Genomic DNA, 17,909 nt, shown 5'->3' with positions numbered 1-17,909 from the left:
GTAACCACGAGGGTCACAGGGCAGTAACACCGTTAAATCAGTGAGTCACGTGGCCGTGGCTGCGGTGCTTGGTGAAGAAGCCCAGAATCAGGCACATCACAAATACCGTTAGGTACAAACCGTTGGCTGTGGCAAGTGCTGCATGAACACCACTATTAGCCACAATTGGGCCAGTGACCACGAAAGTCAGCATGGTCCCAACGGTGCCGCAAGTCAGAATGAAGTTCACCAGCTTAGGTGAAGAGACTTTGGTTTGCAGTGAACCCAAGGTAATCAATGTGGTGTAAATAGCGCTGGAGACAAAACCTAACGCCAAAATGTAGTAGCTCAGGTGCTCTGGGTTATTGGTGGAGACAAACATATACATCGCCAGTGTCGCCATCGCAGCCAGCACTGTCACGATACGTTGCAGGTCGAAGAAGCGCAGAATAAAGCTGAATACCCACATGCCAATCATGTAAGAGATCCAGAAATTACTGACCAATTGACCTGCTTGGCTGATATCCATGTTGAAGGTTTTGGTGGCGTATTCAGGTACCCACTGGATGAAACCGAGTTGCCCAAGGATATAGCACAGTGCGGCAATCGACAGGAACAGCACGCCAACACCCCATTTCTCTTTCACCACAGGTTTGCTCTGGTCGGTACCTTTATGGCCTAGAACCGGGAACTCAGAGCACAGTGTCAGCACGAAAATACCCACATACAGCAGGCCGATGCAGGCATAGACCCAGTACCATTCAATATGGCGAGCCAGCAGCATTGCGGCAACCACCGGGAAAATCATCCCGGCCATACTGAAGAATGAATCAGTAAATAGCAGGCGTGAACCGCGCTGACGCCCTTCATAGATATGGGTGACCAGGAAGGTGCCTATCGACATAGTGATCCCGCTGACTACCCCGAGGATAAACATGCTGATTGAGAAGACCATTAAATTATGGCCGACCATTAATCCGGCAATGGCAATTAACATCAGAATAAAGCCAAACACCAACTGACGTTTTAATGGAATGATTTCCATCAACCAGGCATTAAGGAAAATAGAGATCAAAATACCCGCGTTAAGGAAAGTAAATGTGTTACTCATACTGGCAATAGGCAGATTGAAATACTCTGCAATATTCCCCATCACCATCCCGGTGACAATAACTAACGCACCTGTCAGGGCGTAAGAAAAGTAACTGATCCAAGTGAGTCGAATGCGGTTGCTGTTATTCATAGATGGGGCCTGTGTCAGCATAGTGTTAAGACAAAAATAGTGAGAACAAACATAAAAAGGGTTCAAACCAGTTCAGCACTGAGGCCGCGGATCCTAGCACAGGCATAGCGAGTTTTTGTGATTCACATCTAATTTTTAATGTAATGAATGAAATGTGATGATGAATAATAGTGAAGCATCACAAATTACTACTCGTCGCAAATGATAAAGATTCTTAATTCCATTAAATTAGCGCAGGTGTTAAGGTTGCTTCCGGTATGACCCTCACCACGGGGGGAACCAGAAACTATAAAAACTGTTGATAAAACAGAGAGTAAGAAACCATTTTATTTATTTTTTCATCGAGATACAGGGAACCTATCGTGATGAGAAGTACGGTTACCGTGCAGATGCGATTGGCGCGCGGGTGTCGTTAAGCCAAACTCTTTATCAAAGAAGGCACTATTCGGCTTGGTTGGGGATAGCAGCCATTCTCATGTTATTCATTGCTCCGGTGGTTTCCGTCTCACTGGCGCTCTCCTATGACCAAAATCCTCCTTCAGTGATATTAGCTGACGCGACCATGGATGACCGTGCCATGGAGATGGCACATCACGGCGGCGGGGAAACAGCACACAAAGGTACTCAAGCCAGCCATGCTACCCAGCACGGAGCCAGTCATGAGGGCATGATGCTGGACCATGCCGCCTGTGGATACTGTGTATTATTGACTCATCTGCCATTGCTCAATACTCCATTCAAAGCTGAAATTCGCAGTGCACAACTGCTAGCCGGGATATCCCTGCCATTATTTATTTCTTCACCGATTATTGAAGACACCTATTCAGAAAGCCAAGCGCGCGCCCCTCCGGTTTTTTATTCCTGATAGTGCGATAAAAAATAAAAACCATTCTTCTGGTGTGGATAAATGCCCGCCGGAGTGATTTCTATTGCCCAAGGAATAATTATGTCTGGCAAGAGTAAAACCTATAAAAAAACATTATTAGCGTGCGCAGTAACTTCTGCACTTTCTGTATTTGTCCTTAATGCCTTTGCGGCGGAACATCAGCATTTAGTCGCTAATAATCTGGCGACGAATAGCTTGAGCAATAATAGCGATGATAAAAAACTGAATGATGCCGACGTTATTACTGTTACTGCCCCTCAACATTCGCCGCTCGTCATCGTCACATCGCCCAAAACGCCCCGCCAGCCGGTACCTGCCAGCGATGGCGCGGATTATCTGAAAACTATCCCCGGTTTTTCACAAATCCGTAATGGCGGGACCAATGGTGATGTTGTTTTCCGTGGCATGTTTGGTTCGCGCATCAAAATTCTGACCGATGGTGCCGAGACTTTAGGGGCCTGTCCATCACGGATGGATGCCCCTACATCCTATATTTCGCCAGAAAGCTTTGATCTGCTCACTGTGGTGAAAGGGCCGCAATCCGTGCTGTGGGGGCCGGGAGCTTCTGCGGGTACTATCTTGTTTGAGCGGGAACAACCCCATTTTGACCAAGAAAATCTCAAGGGAAATGCCAGCTTGCTGGTGGGTTCCAATGGTCGGTGGGATAAAAACCTCGATGTCAGCTTGGGTAACGAGCAAGGTTATCTGCGCATGATGGGCAACCAATCTCAAGCCGGTAATTATAAAGATGGCAATGGTACGCGTGTGCCATCGAAGTGGGATAAATGGAATGCCGATGTGGCACTGGGCTGGACACCAGACGCCGATACCTTGCTTGAGCTGACTGCGGGTAAGGGGGATGGTGAGGCAAGTTACGCAGGCCGTGGCATGGATGGTTCCCAGTTCTTGCGTGAAAGCTTGGGCGCGCGGTTTGAAAAGTCCAATATGGGTGATGTGCTGGATAAGATTGAAGCCAAAGTTTACTACAACTACGTCAATCATATTATGGATAACAATACGTTACGCACACCACCCATGATGGCGATGTCCAGCAATCTGGACCGACGCACCATGGGAGGTCGGGTGATGGGCACTTGGTTGTGGCGAGACTTGAAGCTGGAAGCTGGCACTGACTTGCAAACCAACACGCACCGTAAGCACAATAAAGGCAATTGGAATAAAGATGCGCATTTTGATAACTATGGCGCATTTGGCGAATTGACCTGGACTGCCAACGAGCAAGATAAAATAATCACCGGCATGCGCCTTGATCACCACCAAGTCACTCATTATACCCAAGCCAATGAACCTACGCGCTCGGCCACTTTACCTGCTGGCTTCATGCGTTATGAGCATAATCTGTCTGATGTCCCGGTGATGTGGTATGCCGGGGTCGGCCATACTGAACGTTTCCCTGACTATTGGGAGCTGTTTTCTCCGACCATTGGGCCAGTGGGCTCCAGTAGTGCTTTTGAGGGGGTAAAAAGTGAAAAAACCACCCAGCTTGATATTGGTGCTCAATATAGTGGCGAGCAGTTAAATGGCTGGGTCTCGGCTTATCTGGGTCGGGTCAATGATTTTATCCTGTTTAAGTATGATCCGAATAACCTACGTATTAGTCAGGCGGATAATATCAATGCGACCATTATGGGCGGTGAAATGGGAGCCGGATATGCTTTCAGTGACCACTGGAAGGCGGATGCCAGTCTGGCTTATGCCTGGGGGAAAAATACCAGTGACAACCGCCCATTACCGCAAATACCGCCACTCGAGGCACGGCTAGGATTGACATTCGAAACTGGAGATTGGAGCAGTACCGCATTGTGGCGCTTGGTTAGTAGCCAACACCGGGTTGCGATTAATGAAGGGAATGTGGTCGGTAAAGATTTTGCCGACAGCGCAGGATTTGGTGTGCTGTCAGCGAATGTGGCTTACAAGGTCACGAAACAAGTGAAGGTCAGTGCGGGTATTGATAACTTGCTAAATAAAACCTATAGCGAGCACCTCAATCTGGCGGGTAACAGCGGATTTGGTTATTCCGTCAATACACCACTGAATGAGCCGGGCCGGACTCTTTGGGCCAAAATGAATGTTACATTCTAATATAACAAATTGAATTGAAAGATAACTTCTGTGGCAGGCACTTGCTTGCCACTTTTTCCCAAGCCTCGTGCTGCCTTAATTATCCGTTTTTGGCGGCGCCACTGAATCGCGCTGGATAATGGCTGGCGGGAAATTAGCCGTGGGGATCAGCGGATTAATCAGCAATTGCGTAGCATATTGCGCCATTTCAACAATAGGAAAATGCAGGCTGGTTAATGCTGGGCTGACGAAAGGGGCGCGCTCACCGCTATCATAGCAAAGCAATGAAATATCCTGCGGCACCTGCAAGTGATTCTTATTGATAGCCAGCAAAGCCCCAATGGCCATTTCTTCGTTGCAGCAATAGATGGCTGTTGGTAGCAGTGGTTGATTGAGGATCTCATCGGCGCGCTGATAGCCACTTTCCAGATCGTAAACGCCCTCCACACAGGCGACGGGCTCTAAACCTGCCAGTTGCATGGCATCAATAAAACCCTGACGGCGCAGTTCACTGGAGTGGCGCTGGGCAGAACCACTGATGCATGCAATGCGACGATGGCCAGCATCAATCAGTACTTGGGTGGCCATCTGGCTGGCACGACGATGATCGAAAGTGATACAGCGAGCTTCAAGGCCGGGGACTAGTCTATCCAATAAGACAAATGGTCTCCCTGCGGCTGCAAGCTGATGCAGTCTTTCGTCACTGAGAAAACGGACATGTAGAATCAAACCGTCGCAGCGTAAGTTATACAGGCGCTGAATAGCTTGCCACTCCTTCTCCGCATTATCCCGCCCCTGAGTGACTAATAGCTGCTTACCTTGGGATTCAGCTTCGGTTTGCACGAAGTCCATCAGTGCACCAAAAAATCCCCCGCGATATGAGGTGGTGACCAACCCTAGTGTATTACTTTGGCTGGAGGCCAGTGCGCGCGCGGCAGGATTTGGGCTGTATCCCAATACCGCCACTGCTTGTTCTACTTTTTCGCGAGTCAGAGCTTTGACATTGGTATCACCGTTGACCACGCGGGAAACCGTAGCGCGGGAAACTCCGGCTAATACCGCGACGTCTTCCAGTGTGACCATTTTTTACTCCCAACTTGAAAAGTAGGCGACCGTGAAAATCAAAGGTCGCCACAATAATTAATTTATCGCTACAGGTCTGTGAACTGAGGCAAGTAAGGTTTATTTACCTGTAACACATCGTCCAGTAACGGCTGAGCAATGCTGGCGTTAGCGATCAGTGGATTAGTCACTAACGCTAACAAAGCACTACGACGGCAGCCATGTACCGCAGCTTCAATGGTCAGGCGCTCATAAGCTTTTACTTGCTGGGTTAACCCGTGCATAGAAACCGGTAAAGGTCCGAAAGTGAGTGGGTGAGCACCCTGAGCATCAACAATACAGTTAGTCTCTACGACGGAACCATCAGACAAACCACGGATTGCACCTCGGTTGGCCGTATTCACAACTAGTTGCGTACCTAAATTATTATGAATTGCACGAATAAGTTCCAGTGCGACTTCAGAATAAAATGATCCGCCACGGAAGCTGAGTTGCTCAGGTTTACTGTCCAGATGTGGGTCAGCGTACAGATCAAACAGCTCTTTTTCTACCTGCATCACTTGTTCTGCACGGGTACCACGCTCAGCAGCGGCAGCCATCTCTTCCGCCAGCATATCTTGTGTTTGGTAGAAATAGCGATGGTATGGGCAAGGGATCGCCCCCATTGCCCGCAGGAACTCTGGCGGCCATGGTGCTTCTTTAATATTGTTCATGGTCAGTGAAGCACCGTCACACAGCATATCCAGTACATCTGCGGTGACATCTTTACCCTGTTGCAGGACTTCGTGCACCCATACCATATGGTTTAGCCCAGCAAAGCGCAGTTGGATATCTTCATAAGGCGCTTTCAGCAAGTTAGCAATCATATGATGCATGCTGATAGGAACATTACACAGGCCTATAATTTTCGCTTTGCTGTAGCGAGTGACAGCCTCAGTGACGATCCCGGCTGGATTGGTGAAGTTAATTATCCAGGCATCTGGAGCCAGTTTTTCGACTCGAGCCGCGATATCCAGCATCACCGGAATCGTCCGTAGTGCCTTGGCAAAACCACCCACGCCGGTCGTTTCCTGACCCAGTAGATTATATTTTAGCCCAAGGCGCTCATCGGCGGCCCGCGCAGGCAGTTGGCCGACCCGGAATTGTGTCAAAACAAAACTGGCACCTTCAATGGCAGTATCGAGCGAAAAGTGAACACTGACTTTGACGTGTTCCAAACCATGGCGATCCAGCATTCTTCGAGTCAGTGCCGCAATGATTTCTACTTTTTGACGGCCCAGTTCGACATCAGCCAGAGCCAGTTCAGTGACCGGTAATTGATCAATACGTTGAATTAATCCATCAACTAATTCTGGGGTATAGCTGCTACCGCCACCAACAATGGCAATTTTAAAGGTTTTCATATTTGGCATCCAAATGAGTAAAGTAGAAATGAGAGCGCTCTCATTTGAAGGAAGACTAACGATTAACCAAAAACAAAATGCGATGTTTCTCGCAAAAATGGCGGGTGGCAAATAAGAAAATAAGCAAGACGTGATCTTGGTCGCAGAATTTAACTGTTGTCTGGAATTGGCAGTATGGTTTAATTTGGCTAATTAATCGCCATGGTGCTGTTTGTCTGCCGAAGCGGTAGGTTTTCAGTGAAAATGTGCATTCTGTTACGTAAATATCCGTAAATGGGTGGCATTGAGCGGGTCAGCTCTCTAGAATCAAAGCGCTTTTCCGTTGTTCGCATCCCACAGAAAGGAACCGTTAATGTTCAAACGTACTTTAGTGACCTTCGTCGCCCTTTGTTCCCTAAGCGCCGTGGCGCCTGCTGCTTTAGCCGCTGGTGAGCCTCATGTGTTGTTAACAACGTCGGCTGGGAATATTGAGTTGGAGCTCAATAGCCAGAAGGCACCGGTTTCAACACAGAATTTTGTTGATTACGTCAACAACGGCTATTACAACAACACTATTTTCCACCGTGTTATCCCCGGCTTTATGATTCAGGGCGGGGGATTCACTGCCGATTTCAAACAGAAAACCGCTAAAACACCCATCAAAAATGAAGCGGATAATGGCCTGCGTAACTTGCGTGGCACTATCTCCATGGCCCGTACCGCAGATAAAGACAGCGCCACTAGCCAATTTTTCATTAACGTAGCAGACAATGCTTTCCTCGATCATGGTCAACGTGACTTTGGCTATGCGGTGTTCGGTAAAGTGGTTAAAGGCATGGATGTAGTAGAGAAAATCTCTCAGGTTCCGACTGAAAATGCGGGCCCGTATCAGAATGTGCCGGTTAAGCCGATCACGATTTTATCCGCAAAAGTATTACCTTAAATTACCCTTCGTCCTTGACGTTGCAGGGGTGTTAGCTACGCTCACTTACCCGAATCACTTACTTCAGTAAGCTCATCGGGATAAGTTCACTTGCTGCCTACCTGCAACGCCAATGGCTTTGGGTAAATATTCTATCCCCGCCAAAAATTAGCTCGTCTACCCAAATAGGTTGCTTATAATCAAATATCTGACTCAGCTTGGGGTAAATATCCATGAGTGAAGCATTGCTTATCGCGAAAGCGCAGCCAACACAGGATCTAGTCATTTTATCGGCACTGGCAAACCGCCATGGTTTAATTACTGGGGCGACCGGTACCGGTAAAACTGTCACTTTACAAAAAATGGCTGAGCAATTTTCTCGCATTGGTGTGCCGGTATTTCTGGCCGATGTGAAAGGCGATTTATCGGGTATTGGCGCTGAAGGTGTCGGGTCCGAAAAGCTACTGTCGCGGTTGGCGGCTATTGGTGTCACCGACTGGCAACCACAAGCTTGCCCCATTGTGCCTTGGGATATTTTCGCTGAAAAAGGCCACCCCATCCGGGCCACCATTTCTGATCTTGGCCCACTGTTGTTGGGGCGCTTGCTTGATCTTAATGAGGTGCAAAGCGGTGTCTTGCAATTGGTCTTTAAAATTGCTGACGACAACGGCCTACTGCTCCTGGATATGAAAGACTTGCGCGCCATCGTGCAATTCGTGGGCGACAATGCGAAACAGTTCCGCACGCAATACGGCAATATTACCCCAGCCTCAATTGGGGCTATTCAGCGTGGTTTACTGACCCTGGAAGAACAGGGTGCCAATCAATTCTTTGGCGAACCGATGCTGGATATTCACGATTTAATGCAGACCGATAGCAATGGGCAGGGGGTTATCAATCTTCTGGCGGCTGATCGGTTAATTAATCAGCCCAAGCTGTATGCCATTTTCTTGCTGTGGTTACTGGCAGAACTTTTCGAGCAATTGCCGGAAGTGGGTGATGTCGAGCAGCCTAAACTGGTCTTTTTCTTTGATGAGGCCCATTTGTTATTCACCGATGCCCCGACAGCGCTGGTGGATAAAGTTGAACAAGTGGTGCGGCTGATTCGCTCCAAAGGGGTCGGCATCTATTTTGTCACGCAAAATCCATTGGATATTCCAGATAAGATCCTCGGCCAACTGGGCAATCGAGTGCAGCATGCGCTGCGTGCTTTTACTCCACGGGACCAAAAAGCAGTGAAAGCCGCGGCACAAACCATGCGAGCAAATCCGGCATTCAGTGCTGAACAGGTGATTACCGAACTGGGTGTGGGTGAAGCACTCATTTCTTTCCTTGATGAGAAAGGGCGGCCCAATATTGTTGAGCGTGCCATGGTGATTGCTCCGCAATCCAAAATGGGTGCACTGGATGTCGCCGCACGTAATCACGCCATCAATCATTCGCCGCTTTATGGCCGCTACGAAGAGATGGTCGATCGTGAATCGGCGTATGAGAAATTATCTGCCGATGGATTCTCTACTCTGGGAGGGGCGGCAGCAGGAGAAACGCCCACATCTCAGCAATCGGCACCGACCAGTCAGGGAGGCGGTTTGATGGATGGGTTGAATGATTTGTTGTTTGGATCAACCGGCCCGCGTGGTGGGAAACGTGATGGTATTGTTCAGACTGCGGCTAAAAGTATGGCGCGTGATTTGGGCCGACAAATTTTGCGTGGTGTTCTGGGATCAATTACCGGTGGGCGCAAGCGTTAACCTGATTTTTTGGATATGAAATGCTGTTATTGATCGATAATTACGATTCATTTACCTACAACCTGTACCAATATTTTTGTGAATTGGGTGCAGAGGTAATAGTTAAACGTAATGATAAAATACAACTAACTGATATTGAAAAACTCTCACCTTCACATCTGGTGATCTCTCCCGGCCCCTGTACTCCCAATGAGGCCGGGATCTCATTGGCGGCTATTCATCACTTTGCTGGTAAATTGCCGATATTGGGTGTCTGTCTAGGCCATCAGGCGCTGGGACAGGCCTTTGGTGCACGCATTGTGCGGGCGCGGCAGGTGATGCACGGTAAAACCACTGCAATTCGCCATACTGGTCAGGGAGTTTTCCGTGGGTTGAATCAGCCGCTGACGGTGACTCGCTATCACTCTCTGGTCATTGCCCCCGATTCATTGCCAGACTGCTTTGAATTGACTGCCTGGACGGAAAACGATGGGGTTATGGATGAGATTATGGGCATTCGCCATCGTACATTGCCCTTGGAGGGAGTGCAGTTCCATCCTGAAAGTATTCTCAGTGAGCAAGGTCACCAATTATTGGATAATTTCCTTAAAAATTAGTCGGTTAAATTTAATTGATTAATTAAGCGTGTTTTTGTTTGCCTGATTGTGATTTTTTATGCATATTTTGTGATTATATTTTCACTCACCAATAATTGGTGGCTTAATGATTTATCAGGGTGGACAGCGCAATGGCAGATAAGTTAGCAGTAGATCGCAGTACATTCGATCAGGTGATTTTGCCTGTTTATGCACCAGCGCAATTTATCCCGATAAAAGGGAAAGGTAGCCGTGTATGGGATCAACAAGGCACCGAATACATTGATTTTTCAGGTGGAATTGCAGTCACTGCCCTCGGTCATTGTCATCCTAAACTGGTTGAAGCTTTACACCAGCAAGGAGAAACTCTCTGGCATACCAGCAATGTTTTCACCAATGAACCGGCATTGCGCTTAGCGAAAAAACTGATTGATGCCACCTTTGCTGATCGGGTTTTCTTTGCCAACTCCGGTGGCGAAGCAAATGAAGCGGCTTTTAAGCTGGCCCGCCATTATGCCATTGAGCGCTATAGCCCTTATAAAACCAAAATTATTGCGTTCCACCATGCATTCCATGGGCGCACTTTCTTCACGGTTTCTGTCGGTGGTCAGCCAAAGTATTCTGATGGTTTTGGCCCAAAACCGGCTGATATTGTCCATGTGCCATTCAATGATCTGGCTGCGGTAAAAGCCGTGATGGATGACCACACTTGTGCCGTGGTACTTGAGCCAATTCAAGGTGAAGGGGGCATTACTTCAGCCACTCCAGAGTTTCTGCAAGGCGTACGCGCACTGTGCGATCAATATAAAGCCTTGCTGGTGTTTGATGAAGTCCAAAGTGGTATGGGCCGCAGCGGTAAGCTGTTTACCTATATGCATTATGGCGTGACACCAGATATCCTCACCACAGCCAAAGCACTGGGGGGCGGTTTTCCTATCAGTGCAATGCTCACCACGGAAGAGATTGCCTCAGTCATGGCTGTTGGCACTCACGGCACCACCTATGGTGGCAATCCGCTGGCTTGTGCGGTCGCAGAGGCGGCGCTAGATGTGATTAACACCCCTGAGGTACTAGATGGTATTGAACAGCGCCACGGCCTGTTTGTGCAGGCTCTGCAAGATATCAACAGTCGCTATCATGTGTTCAGTGACATTCGTGGCATGGGGTTATTGATTGGTGCAGAATTAACGCCGGTATACCGTGGTCGTGCCCGCGAGTTCCTGACTGCAGCCGCGGCGAATGGTTTGATGATCCTCAATGCTGGGCCAGATGTGTTGCGCTTAGCGCCTTCACTGGTGGTTGAGCTAGAGGATATCAAGCAAGGAATGGCGCGTTTGGAAACAGCCATCGCCAGTTTGGTTAATGCGCACTGAGTTTTGCCACAAGAAATAGTAACAGAGAGGCACTTAGCCTCTCTTTTTGTTTTTACGCCTTATTAACTCTCTTCAGAATCTCATAACTTCCGGCTGCGCCAAATACCGTGGTGCGGCTGCTGTTGCCAGGCTAACGATGAAACCGTGTGCATCACACTGAGATGCGACAAAATTCGACGTAAATTACGTTCCAGTTCAGAAAGTTGTGTATCAGCATCGACGTCGGGCATTTGGACAAAATCGTTATTCCCCTCACTGTTATCCGACTCCAGCCGCTGCTGGCATTGCTGAATCGCAATCTCACATAACTGTAAGTAATCCTGCGCCAAGTTGATGTTCATCTGGCTATGATTATTTTCGGAAGTGGTGATTGATTCTGTTAACGGATGTTCCCGCGTCAAGATAGTCATCTCATTGATATGCCCTACAATAAGCTCGCTATGGGTGGCCCAAAGCTGCATGTCGACCAGATATCTAGAGTTAAACCCCGGCTCTTGCATTGCCTGATTTAGTGAGCTTAGTACGGCGTTGCTGGCTTTATTGACCTGAAGTCGTTCATAGTCCAGTTGCTTAATATCGGGGTGAGGGGTCAATAATAATCGTAGGATTTCCTGGTATTTTTCCAATGCTTGATGCGCATTTTTACGTAGTAAGCCGCTTTGCCACTGGGGCCACAGCCATAAAGTACTGGCAAAAGCTAGGGCACAGCCTATTAATGTGTCGAGCAAACGCGGAACTAAAAAGTCCACACCCTCTCCGGTCAACAACTGCAAGATATACACCGTAGTTATGGTTCTGCCGATAACAGACAAGCCGTAGTTTTTGCGTTGAACCAAATAACACAGCAGGACAATGAGCAACATGATGCTCAATGTTGTTCCTTCTGGCATGCGCAAATGTAATAAACCCGCCGCCAATATCAGCCCAATAAAGGTGCCCAAGGCACGGTGGTGAATACGTATCTTGGTAGCGTTATACCCGTTTTGTGTCACTAACATCACGGTAAGCAAGATCCAGTAAGGTTTAGGCAGGTGGATCAAAATGCCAATATAACTGCCCGCAGCCAGAGTCACCCCCATGCGAGCGGCGTCACGCAGTGGACTGGATTTAAACGACAAATAACTAATGAGTGCTGGCCAAAGAGGTTGGGGTAACTGGCTGGATATTAAATCACGCTCATATTGCGGGTGGCGGTCGCTTAGGATCTGAGTAACGTGGCTAATATGGTAATAACAGAATTGCGCCACCGAATTGTCTGGCTGCTGTTGGGCGATTTTTTTCAGTTCTGCTAGCGCATCATCGGCGCTGAAATGTGCTACGGCGCGGTGGTGATAGAGAATATCGTCGGCGATGGTACGCATTTGAGTCGCGATATGCTCTATATTGCGGTGAAGAACCGTAATAATCGGGCTCTGGTCAATTAGTTCTTGCACTTTTTCTGGCTGATTGAGTGCCGAAGTAATGTGCTCTTGTAAATCGAGTGCCATCTGGAACAGGCTCAGTAGCCGCTTTTGTTCAGTTTCGCTTGCATTGGATAACAGATTAAATTGTTGATAAAGCTGATTAATTTTATCCATTATGCTTTGTTGTTTGTCGAGCAACGGCGGCATAGCCTTTTCAGGCTCAAGATGCTGGTCAAACAAACTGTATTTAGCTTCGCAATAGTCAGCCAGTAAATGATAAAGCTGGCTCAGAAGCTCGCGGATAGGTTGGTCTTTGCATAACCGAAACCACAGCCAGGTAAAACCACCGTACCAGAGGGTTCCCACCGCACATAGCAGAGGCGCTTGCCAAATAGGAGCTTTGCCTACCATGCTGAGGCTAAAGATGGCGGCAATTAGCGCGGCAGGTAACATACGACCATTGAGTGGACTGATGGCACCGGTGACACCGAAAGTTAGCGCCAGCCCCAACATTATCCAATGTAATGGGATATGCCACAGTAATAACTGTTGGGTGATAAAGCTGCTCAGAGTAAAAAGTGCGCCCCCCGTGATCAGACGTCGGAAAAAATGTTGGTGTGGGGTATCTAGCGAGGCAATATTGCAACATGCGGGTATCAGGGAAAACATTAATCCCATCCGCAAATCACCAATGGCAAAGCCCAGGGCTGCAGGTAGGCAGAGTACCAAAGTTTGGCGGAGTGCATAGTTAACTTCAGGATGATAAATAAGCCGTTGCCACTTCATGTAGGCCCCAGAATTTATTGATCACACAGTTGAAGAAAACCCGTGCCGAGGATACCCGGCACGGGTTTATAGGGAATTAACGGGTGCCGTAAACGACAATCGTCTTACCATGTGCGGAGATCAAGTTTTGATCTTCCAGCATTTTTAGTATGCGCCCCACAGTTTCGCGGGAGCAGCCAACTATTTGACCAATTTCCTGGCGGGTAATTTTAATCTGCATCCCATCTGGGTGGGTCATGGCATCAGGTTGTTTTGCCAGATTAAGCAGCGTTTGTGCAATGCGCCCAGTCACATCAAGGAAGGCGAGGTTACCCACTTTCTCTGATGTAATTTGTAGGCGATTCGCCATTTGTGAAGACAGGCGCATCAAGATATCTGGATTTACCTGAATCAACTGACGGAATTTTTTGTAAGAAATTTCAGCCACTTCACAGGCGGTTTTTGCTCTGACCCAGGCACTACGTTCTTGGCCTTCTTCAAATAATCCAAGTTCGCCGATGAAATCTCCCTGGTTTAGATAGGAGAGAATCATCTCTTTACCTTCTTCATCTTTGATAAGCACCGCAACGGAGCCTTTCACGATGTAGTAAAGCGTTTCGGCCTTTTCACCTTGGTGAATCAGCGTACTCTTCGATGGATATTTGTGGATATGGCAATGAGACAGGAACCATTCGAGAGTCGGGTCTGTTTGTGGCTTGCCGAGAACCATTCGCTGTTATCCTCTGTTGTTATCGCTGCCTAACTTAACAGGGCTCAGAGTTCCCTGCACGGCGTGCTTATAAAATACACTTTCTCTTAGCATATTAATTTGCTCAACTGCCGAAAGGTATAGCCAAGATACGTACCGGATAGAAACCCTTCACTGAGTATTGATCACTATCCCATTTAATTCTAGAAACAACACTTTCGGTTCTGTTTGTAGCACAGGATGAGGCTACTGTCTTGTGTTGTATCGCTTCAGCATGATGAACATCGGGTTACATTGCGAGTTTGTAAATGAAAGGGTAGTCTGAATCAGAAAATTTAACCGGGAGCAACAGTTATGCAGGCACGTGTGAAGTGGGTTGAGGGACTGACATTTTTGGGTGAATCCGCATCAGGTCATCAAGTATTGATGGATGGCAATGCCGGAGACAAAGCACCAAGCCCGATGGAAATGTTGTTAATGTCGGCAGGCGGCTGTAGTGCCATTGATGTCGTGTCTATTTTACAAAAAGGACGTAATGATGTGCGTGATTGCGAAGTGACGTTAACGTCACAGCGCCGGGAAGAAGCGCCGCGCTTATTTACGCAAATCAACCTGCACTTTATTGTCAGTGGCAAAGGTTTGACCGATAAAATCGTTGAGCGGGCGGTTGAGCTGTCAGCTGAAAAATATTGCTCGGTTTCTTTGATGTTGGGGAAAGCAGCAAAGATTACCCACAGTTTTGAAATCCGCGAAATCGCCTAAGCAAACCCTACGTACTTGAAGCAGCGGAGATGTTGGTTGCCACTTCAAGTACGAGGGAGATTAAATAATTTTCTTACCTTCCAACAGTTGCTGGACCAGCGGGGCCATGATCAACTCCATTGCCAGCCCCATCTTCCCACCGGGCACCACCAACGTATTGATATTCGATATAAATGACCCTTGCAGCATTGCCAGCAAGTAAGGGAAATCGATTTGATCCAAGCCTCTAAAGTGAATGACAACAAAGCTTTCATCCAGCGATGGAATTGCTTTGGCGGCAAAAGGGTTTGAAGTGTCGACAGTGGGTACGCGCTGGAAGTTAATGTGAGTGCGAGAGAATTGGGGCGTAATGTAATTGATATAGTCGTCCATAGAACGCACCACTGAATCCATCACTGCCTCACGAGAATGACCACGTTCGCCAGTATCTCGCACCAGTTTTTGAATCCATTCCAGATTAACAATTGGCACTACGCCGACCAGCAAATCCACATGTTTTGCCACATCATGATGCTCGGTCACGACGCCGCCGTGCAGCCCTTCATAAAACAGCACGTCGGTGGGCTCTGGCAGTGCTTCCCATGGGGTGAAAGTGCCCGGAATCTGGTTATAGGGCACCGCTTCATCATAGGTGTGCAAATACTTACGTGAGCGCCCAGTACCCAACGCGCCATATTGCGACACACTCTCTTCTAACTGACCAAAGTCATTGGCCTCTGGGCCAAAATAACTAATATGCCGGCCTTGATCCCGAGCCTTACGGATAGCGGCATCCATTTCGGGGCGGGTGTAGCGATGGAAGCTGTCACCTTCAATTTGCGCCGCGCGAATATTCAATTGCTGAAAAATCTTGCGAAACGCCAGGCTGGTGGTCGTCGTCCCTGCGCCACTTGAGCCGGTAACGGCTATAACCGGATGTTTAGTTGACATATTAGCTGTAACTCCATGGGGTTAGTTAACTCAGTGGACAGACTGAAACTGCCTGTTTTTTTTATTGTTAATGATTATTTTTAGGGCAAAGTCTCCGACTTGTCACTCTGATTTTACTTAAAGGTTCACGTGACAGGGCAAGGGTTATTGGGACTCTTCTGCTCCGGCACGAAATGCGCCACGTGGCATAATATTGATGGTTTCGTGTAACTCGGACCACACTAATACCGCGTCACCATTGACCAACTGGCGGCGAACATCTTCGACTTTTTGTGCCAATGAGCGCTCGTGTTCGCCGTAATCAGTACCTTCACGTAGTACAAAGGCTTCAAGCAAATTATCCAGCGTTTCACGGTCGATTTGCTGCCAGGGGATCATCATGACTGCTGCTCCAAATAGGGGGAAAGCCAGGCTGGAATACGTTGTTCCAACCACATTTGTGGGTGTTTTAATGAGCCGCCAACAAAACCGACATGGCCGCCATGCTCGGTTAACTGATAATCGATATTGGCCGGTAATTCACTGAGATTCGGGATAACCTCGGCTGTCATGAATGGATCATCTTTGGCGTGAATGATCAGTAATGGGGTCGTGATTTGTGGTAATAACGGTAGTGCGCTGCAACGGCGATAATAATCCACTGCATCATTAAAGCCATGTATTTTAGCTGTTATAACATCATCGAAATCTCTGATCCGTCGCAGTCCTTTTAACTGTGCCAGATCCAGCGGCAAGCTACCGGGGTAATGTAACAGCTTACGGGTAGCATTTAATTTCAACTGGTTTAAAAGATAGTGCTGATAGACGCGAGAGAATCCTTGCTCCATGCGGTTTGCGCAAGGTTCAAGCATCAGGGGGGCTGAAACCACAACGGCGGCCTGTAGCAAACTATCTGGTCTCTGTGGCCCCAGCCGCCCTTGTTCAGCTAAGTAATAGGCCAGCATATTACCGCCTAAAGAGATGCCAACAGCAGCGGTGGGCACCTGACCATAGCTTTCTCGTAACCAATGCAGGAAGAAGCGCGCATCTTCTGTTTCACCGGAGTGATAGATACGTGACTTACGATTTGGCTCTCCGCTACACCCGCGAAAATGCATCACTACACCCAGCCACCCTTGGGCCTGAGATGCCCGCAGCAAACCATGGGCATAGGGGCTGTAAAAGTTTCCTTCCAGACCGTGGAATAACACCAGTCTAGGCTTATCCCGCGCCAGCTCAGGGTTTTCACTCCAGGCCAGATCGACAAAATCCCCATCGGGTAATTCCAACCGTTGCCAAAAAGGTTGCAGTTGTACGCGCCGCCTGACCAGCCGTGGCAGTAGCGTTTGTAGATGTGGGTTACTGGCACCGGCCAGTGGACGGAATTTTTCATGCATATGGTGAATGAAAATCATGTAGTTGCTCTTGTGCGATCAATAGCACACTGTTAGCTTCATGGGTATATCGCGCATCATTTTGGGTGAGAGGCACCCGTCTCATGGAACTGAGTTTATTTCTTTCAATGATAGGTTTTCTTTGGGTTGCCGCTATTACCCCCGGTCCTAACAATATGCTACTGACCTCTGCCGGGGCCAATTTTGGCTTTATGCGCTCTATCTGGCTGATGCTGGGCATTATGTTGGGTATGCAGAGTATGCTGTTAATGGTGGCATTTGGAGTCGGCGGGCTGATTCTTATCTATCCAGCCATCCACTGGATACTCAAAGCTCTGGGTAGCCTTTATCTGCTGTGGTTGGCATGGAAAATTGCCACTTCGGCCTATGAAAAATTGGAAACCAACGTCGCCCCGCCAAAGCCGCTGCGTTTGTATCAAGGCTGGTTATTGCAATTCCTTAACCCCAAAGCCTGGTTAATGGGATTAGGTTCGGTCGCCAGTTTCAGCATGGCGGATGATAAATATAATGATTCTATCGTCATGATCAGCCTTGGCATGTTTATGGTGAATCTGGTCGCTGGGATTATTTGGTTGGGGTTTGGCACTTTAATTGGCCGCCTGCTACGTAGCCGCCGTGCCTGGTTTACCTTTAATATTTCGATGGGCTTGCTGACGGCAGCCTGTGTGTTATTAATTTGGCATTAGTCACC

At 48.2% G+C, this 17,909-nt stretch carries 16 protein-coding genes; 8 read left to right on the top strand and 8 right to left on the bottom strand.

Features of this window, described 5'->3' with window-relative positions; all coding sequences use genetic code 11:
- Positions 1–37: 37 nt before the first annotated feature.
- Positions 38–1,222 (bottom strand): MFS transporter TsgA, encoded by a 1,185-nt coding sequence (tsgA, locus tag DJ58_RS10250; protein WP_032911085.1) that lies wholly within the window; start codon positions 1,220–1,222, stop codon positions 38–40.
- 298 nt (positions 1,223–1,520) lie between these two features.
- Between tsgA and DJ58_RS10255 the strand changes: the two genes are divergently transcribed.
- On the top strand, positions 1,521–2,087 hold the full coding sequence (locus DJ58_RS10255) for a DUF2946 domain-containing protein (RefSeq protein ID WP_226977643.1): 567 nt from the start codon (positions 1,521–1,523) through the stop codon (positions 2,085–2,087).
- Between the two features lie 78 nt (positions 2,088–2,165).
- Entirely contained in the window at positions 2,166–4,211 is a 2,046-nt protein-coding gene (locus DJ58_RS10260; RefSeq protein WP_032911122.1) for a TonB-dependent copper receptor, read from the top strand.
- Positions 4,212–4,286: 75 nt separating this feature from the next.
- Here the strand turns inward: DJ58_RS10260 and DJ58_RS10265 are convergent, their stop codons facing one another.
- Positions 4,287–5,273 (bottom strand): LacI family DNA-binding transcriptional regulator, encoded by a 987-nt coding sequence (locus DJ58_RS10265; RefSeq protein WP_004709306.1) that lies wholly within the window; start codon positions 5,271–5,273, stop codon positions 4,287–4,289.
- 68 nt (positions 5,274–5,341) lie between these two features.
- The gene (locus tag DJ58_RS10270) at positions 5,342–6,655 is read right to left on the bottom strand and encodes a 6-phospho-beta-glucosidase (protein WP_032911083.1); all 1,314 of its coding nucleotides are present in this window, start codon (positions 6,653–6,655) and stop codon (positions 5,342–5,344) included.
- A gap of 352 nt (positions 6,656–7,007) precedes the next feature.
- Here DJ58_RS10270 and ppiA point away from each other — a divergent pair, with 352 nt between their 5' ends.
- The 4 genes from ppiA to argD all read left to right on the top strand — a co-directional run bounded on the left by ppiA (position 7,008) and on the right by argD (position 11,255).
- Positions 7,008–7,577, top strand: coding sequence for a peptidylprolyl isomerase A (ppiA, locus tag DJ58_RS10275; protein WP_032911082.1), 570 nt, complete (start codon positions 7,008–7,010; stop codon positions 7,575–7,577).
- Positions 7,578–7,789: 212 nt separating this feature from the next.
- Positions 7,790–9,307 carry a helicase HerA-like domain-containing protein gene (locus DJ58_RS10280; RefSeq protein WP_004709300.1) on the top strand — a complete coding sequence of 506 codons (1,518 nt, stop codon included), beginning with the start codon at positions 7,790–7,792 and terminating at the stop codon, positions 9,305–9,307.
- Between the two features lie 20 nt (positions 9,308–9,327).
- A complete protein-coding gene (locus tag DJ58_RS10285; protein WP_004709298.1) occupies positions 9,328–9,903 on the top strand; it encodes an aminodeoxychorismate synthase component II in 576 nt (191 codons plus the stop codon).
- 131 nt (positions 9,904–10,034) lie between these two features.
- Positions 10,035–11,255, top strand: a complete 1,221-nt coding sequence (gene argD / locus DJ58_RS10290; RefSeq protein ID WP_032911080.1) for a bifunctional acetylornithine/succinyldiaminopimelate transaminase — start codon at positions 10,035–10,037, stop codon at positions 11,253–11,255.
- 80 nt (positions 11,256–11,335) lie between these two features.
- On the opposite strand, the gene DJ58_RS10295 is transcribed toward argD, so the two are convergent.
- Positions 11,336–13,444, bottom strand: a complete 2,109-nt coding sequence (locus DJ58_RS10295; protein ID WP_004709293.1) for a YccS/YhfK family putative transporter — start codon at positions 13,442–13,444, stop codon at positions 11,336–11,338.
- 76 nt (positions 13,445–13,520) lie between these two features.
- Positions 13,521–14,153 carry a cAMP-activated global transcriptional regulator CRP gene (gene crp, locus DJ58_RS10300; protein ID WP_002212297.1) on the bottom strand — a complete coding sequence of 211 codons (633 nt, stop codon included), beginning with the start codon at positions 14,151–14,153 and terminating at the stop codon, positions 13,521–13,523.
- Positions 14,154–14,486: 333 nt separating this feature from the next.
- Here crp and DJ58_RS10305 point away from each other — a divergent pair, with 333 nt between their 5' ends.
- On the top strand, positions 14,487–14,894 hold the full coding sequence (locus DJ58_RS10305) for an OsmC family protein (protein ID WP_004709292.1): 408 nt from the start codon (positions 14,487–14,489) through the stop codon (positions 14,892–14,894).
- A gap of 60 nt (positions 14,895–14,954) precedes the next feature.
- On the opposite strand, the gene DJ58_RS10310 is transcribed toward DJ58_RS10305, so the two are convergent.
- The 3 genes from DJ58_RS10310 to DJ58_RS10320 form a co-directional block, all read right to left on the bottom strand.
- Positions 14,955–15,824, bottom strand: a complete 870-nt coding sequence (locus tag DJ58_RS10310; RefSeq protein ID WP_004709290.1) for a phosphoribulokinase — start codon at positions 15,822–15,824, stop codon at positions 14,955–14,957.
- A 144-nt stretch (positions 15,825–15,968) separates the two neighbouring features.
- On the bottom strand, positions 15,969–16,205 hold the full coding sequence (locus DJ58_RS10315) for a YheU family protein (protein WP_032911078.1): 237 nt from the start codon (positions 16,203–16,205) through the stop codon (positions 15,969–15,971).
- Positions 16,202–17,200, bottom strand: coding sequence for a hydrolase (locus DJ58_RS10320; RefSeq protein ID WP_032911120.1), 999 nt, complete (start codon positions 17,198–17,200; stop codon positions 16,202–16,204). The genes DJ58_RS10315 and DJ58_RS10320 overlap by 4 nt, the downstream gene beginning before the upstream one ends.
- A gap of 101 nt (positions 17,201–17,301) precedes the next feature.
- Between DJ58_RS10320 and DJ58_RS10325 the strand changes: the two genes are divergently transcribed.
- Positions 17,302–17,904 (top strand): LysE family translocator, encoded by a 603-nt coding sequence (locus DJ58_RS10325; RefSeq protein ID WP_004709286.1) that lies wholly within the window; start codon positions 17,302–17,304, stop codon positions 17,902–17,904.
- The last annotated feature ends 5 nt before the right edge of the window (positions 17,905–17,909 follow it).

Source organism: Yersinia frederiksenii ATCC 33641 (genome assembly GCF_000754805.1).
GTDB classification, from domain to species: Bacteria; Pseudomonadota; Gammaproteobacteria; order Enterobacterales; family Enterobacteriaceae; genus Yersinia; species Yersinia frederiksenii.
Note: the sequence above shows the minus strand (reverse complement) of the source record. Positions and strands in the feature narration are given on the sequence as shown.

Coding starts and splice junctions, on each gene's coding strand:
- DJ58_RS10265 (WP_004709306.1), bottom strand. CDS start 5,273: ATGGTCACACTGGAAGACGTCGCGGTATTAGCCGGAGTTTCCCGCGCT.
- crp (WP_002212297.1), bottom strand. CDS start 14,153: ATGGTTCTCGGCAAGCCACAAACAGACCCGACTCTCGAATGGTTCCTG.
- argD (WP_032911080.1), top strand. CDS start 10,035: ATGGCAGATAAGTTAGCAGTAGATCGCAGTACATTCGATCAGGTGATT.
- DJ58_RS10325 (WP_004709286.1), top strand. CDS start 17,302: ATGGAACTGAGTTTATTTCTTTCAATGATAGGTTTTCTTTGGGTTGCC.
- DJ58_RS10270 (WP_032911083.1), bottom strand. CDS start 6,655: ATGAAAACCTTTAAAATTGCCATTGTTGGTGGCGGTAGCAGCTATACC.
- DJ58_RS10320 (WP_032911120.1), bottom strand. CDS start 17,200: ATGCATGAAAAATTCCGTCCACTGGCCGGTGCCAGTAACCCACATCTA.
- DJ58_RS10305 (WP_004709292.1), top strand. CDS start 14,487: ATGCAGGCACGTGTGAAGTGGGTTGAGGGACTGACATTTTTGGGTGAA.
- DJ58_RS10310 (WP_004709290.1), bottom strand. CDS start 15,824: ATGTCAACTAAACATCCGGTTATAGCCGTTACCGGCTCAAGTGGCGCA.
- DJ58_RS10315 (WP_032911078.1), bottom strand. CDS start 16,205: ATGATGATCCCCTGGCAGCAAATCGACCGTGAAACGCTGGATAATTTG.
- ppiA (WP_032911082.1), top strand. CDS start 7,008: ATGTTCAAACGTACTTTAGTGACCTTCGTCGCCCTTTGTTCCCTAAGC.
- tsgA (WP_032911085.1), bottom strand. CDS start 1,222: ATGAATAACAGCAACCGCATTCGACTCACTTGGATCAGTTACTTTTCT.
- DJ58_RS10285 (WP_004709298.1), top strand. CDS start 9,328: ATGCTGTTATTGATCGATAATTACGATTCATTTACCTACAACCTGTAC.
- DJ58_RS10295 (WP_004709293.1), bottom strand. CDS start 13,444: ATGAAGTGGCAACGGCTTATTTATCATCCTGAAGTTAACTATGCACTC.
- DJ58_RS10280 (WP_004709300.1), top strand. CDS start 7,790: ATGAGTGAAGCATTGCTTATCGCGAAAGCGCAGCCAACACAGGATCTA.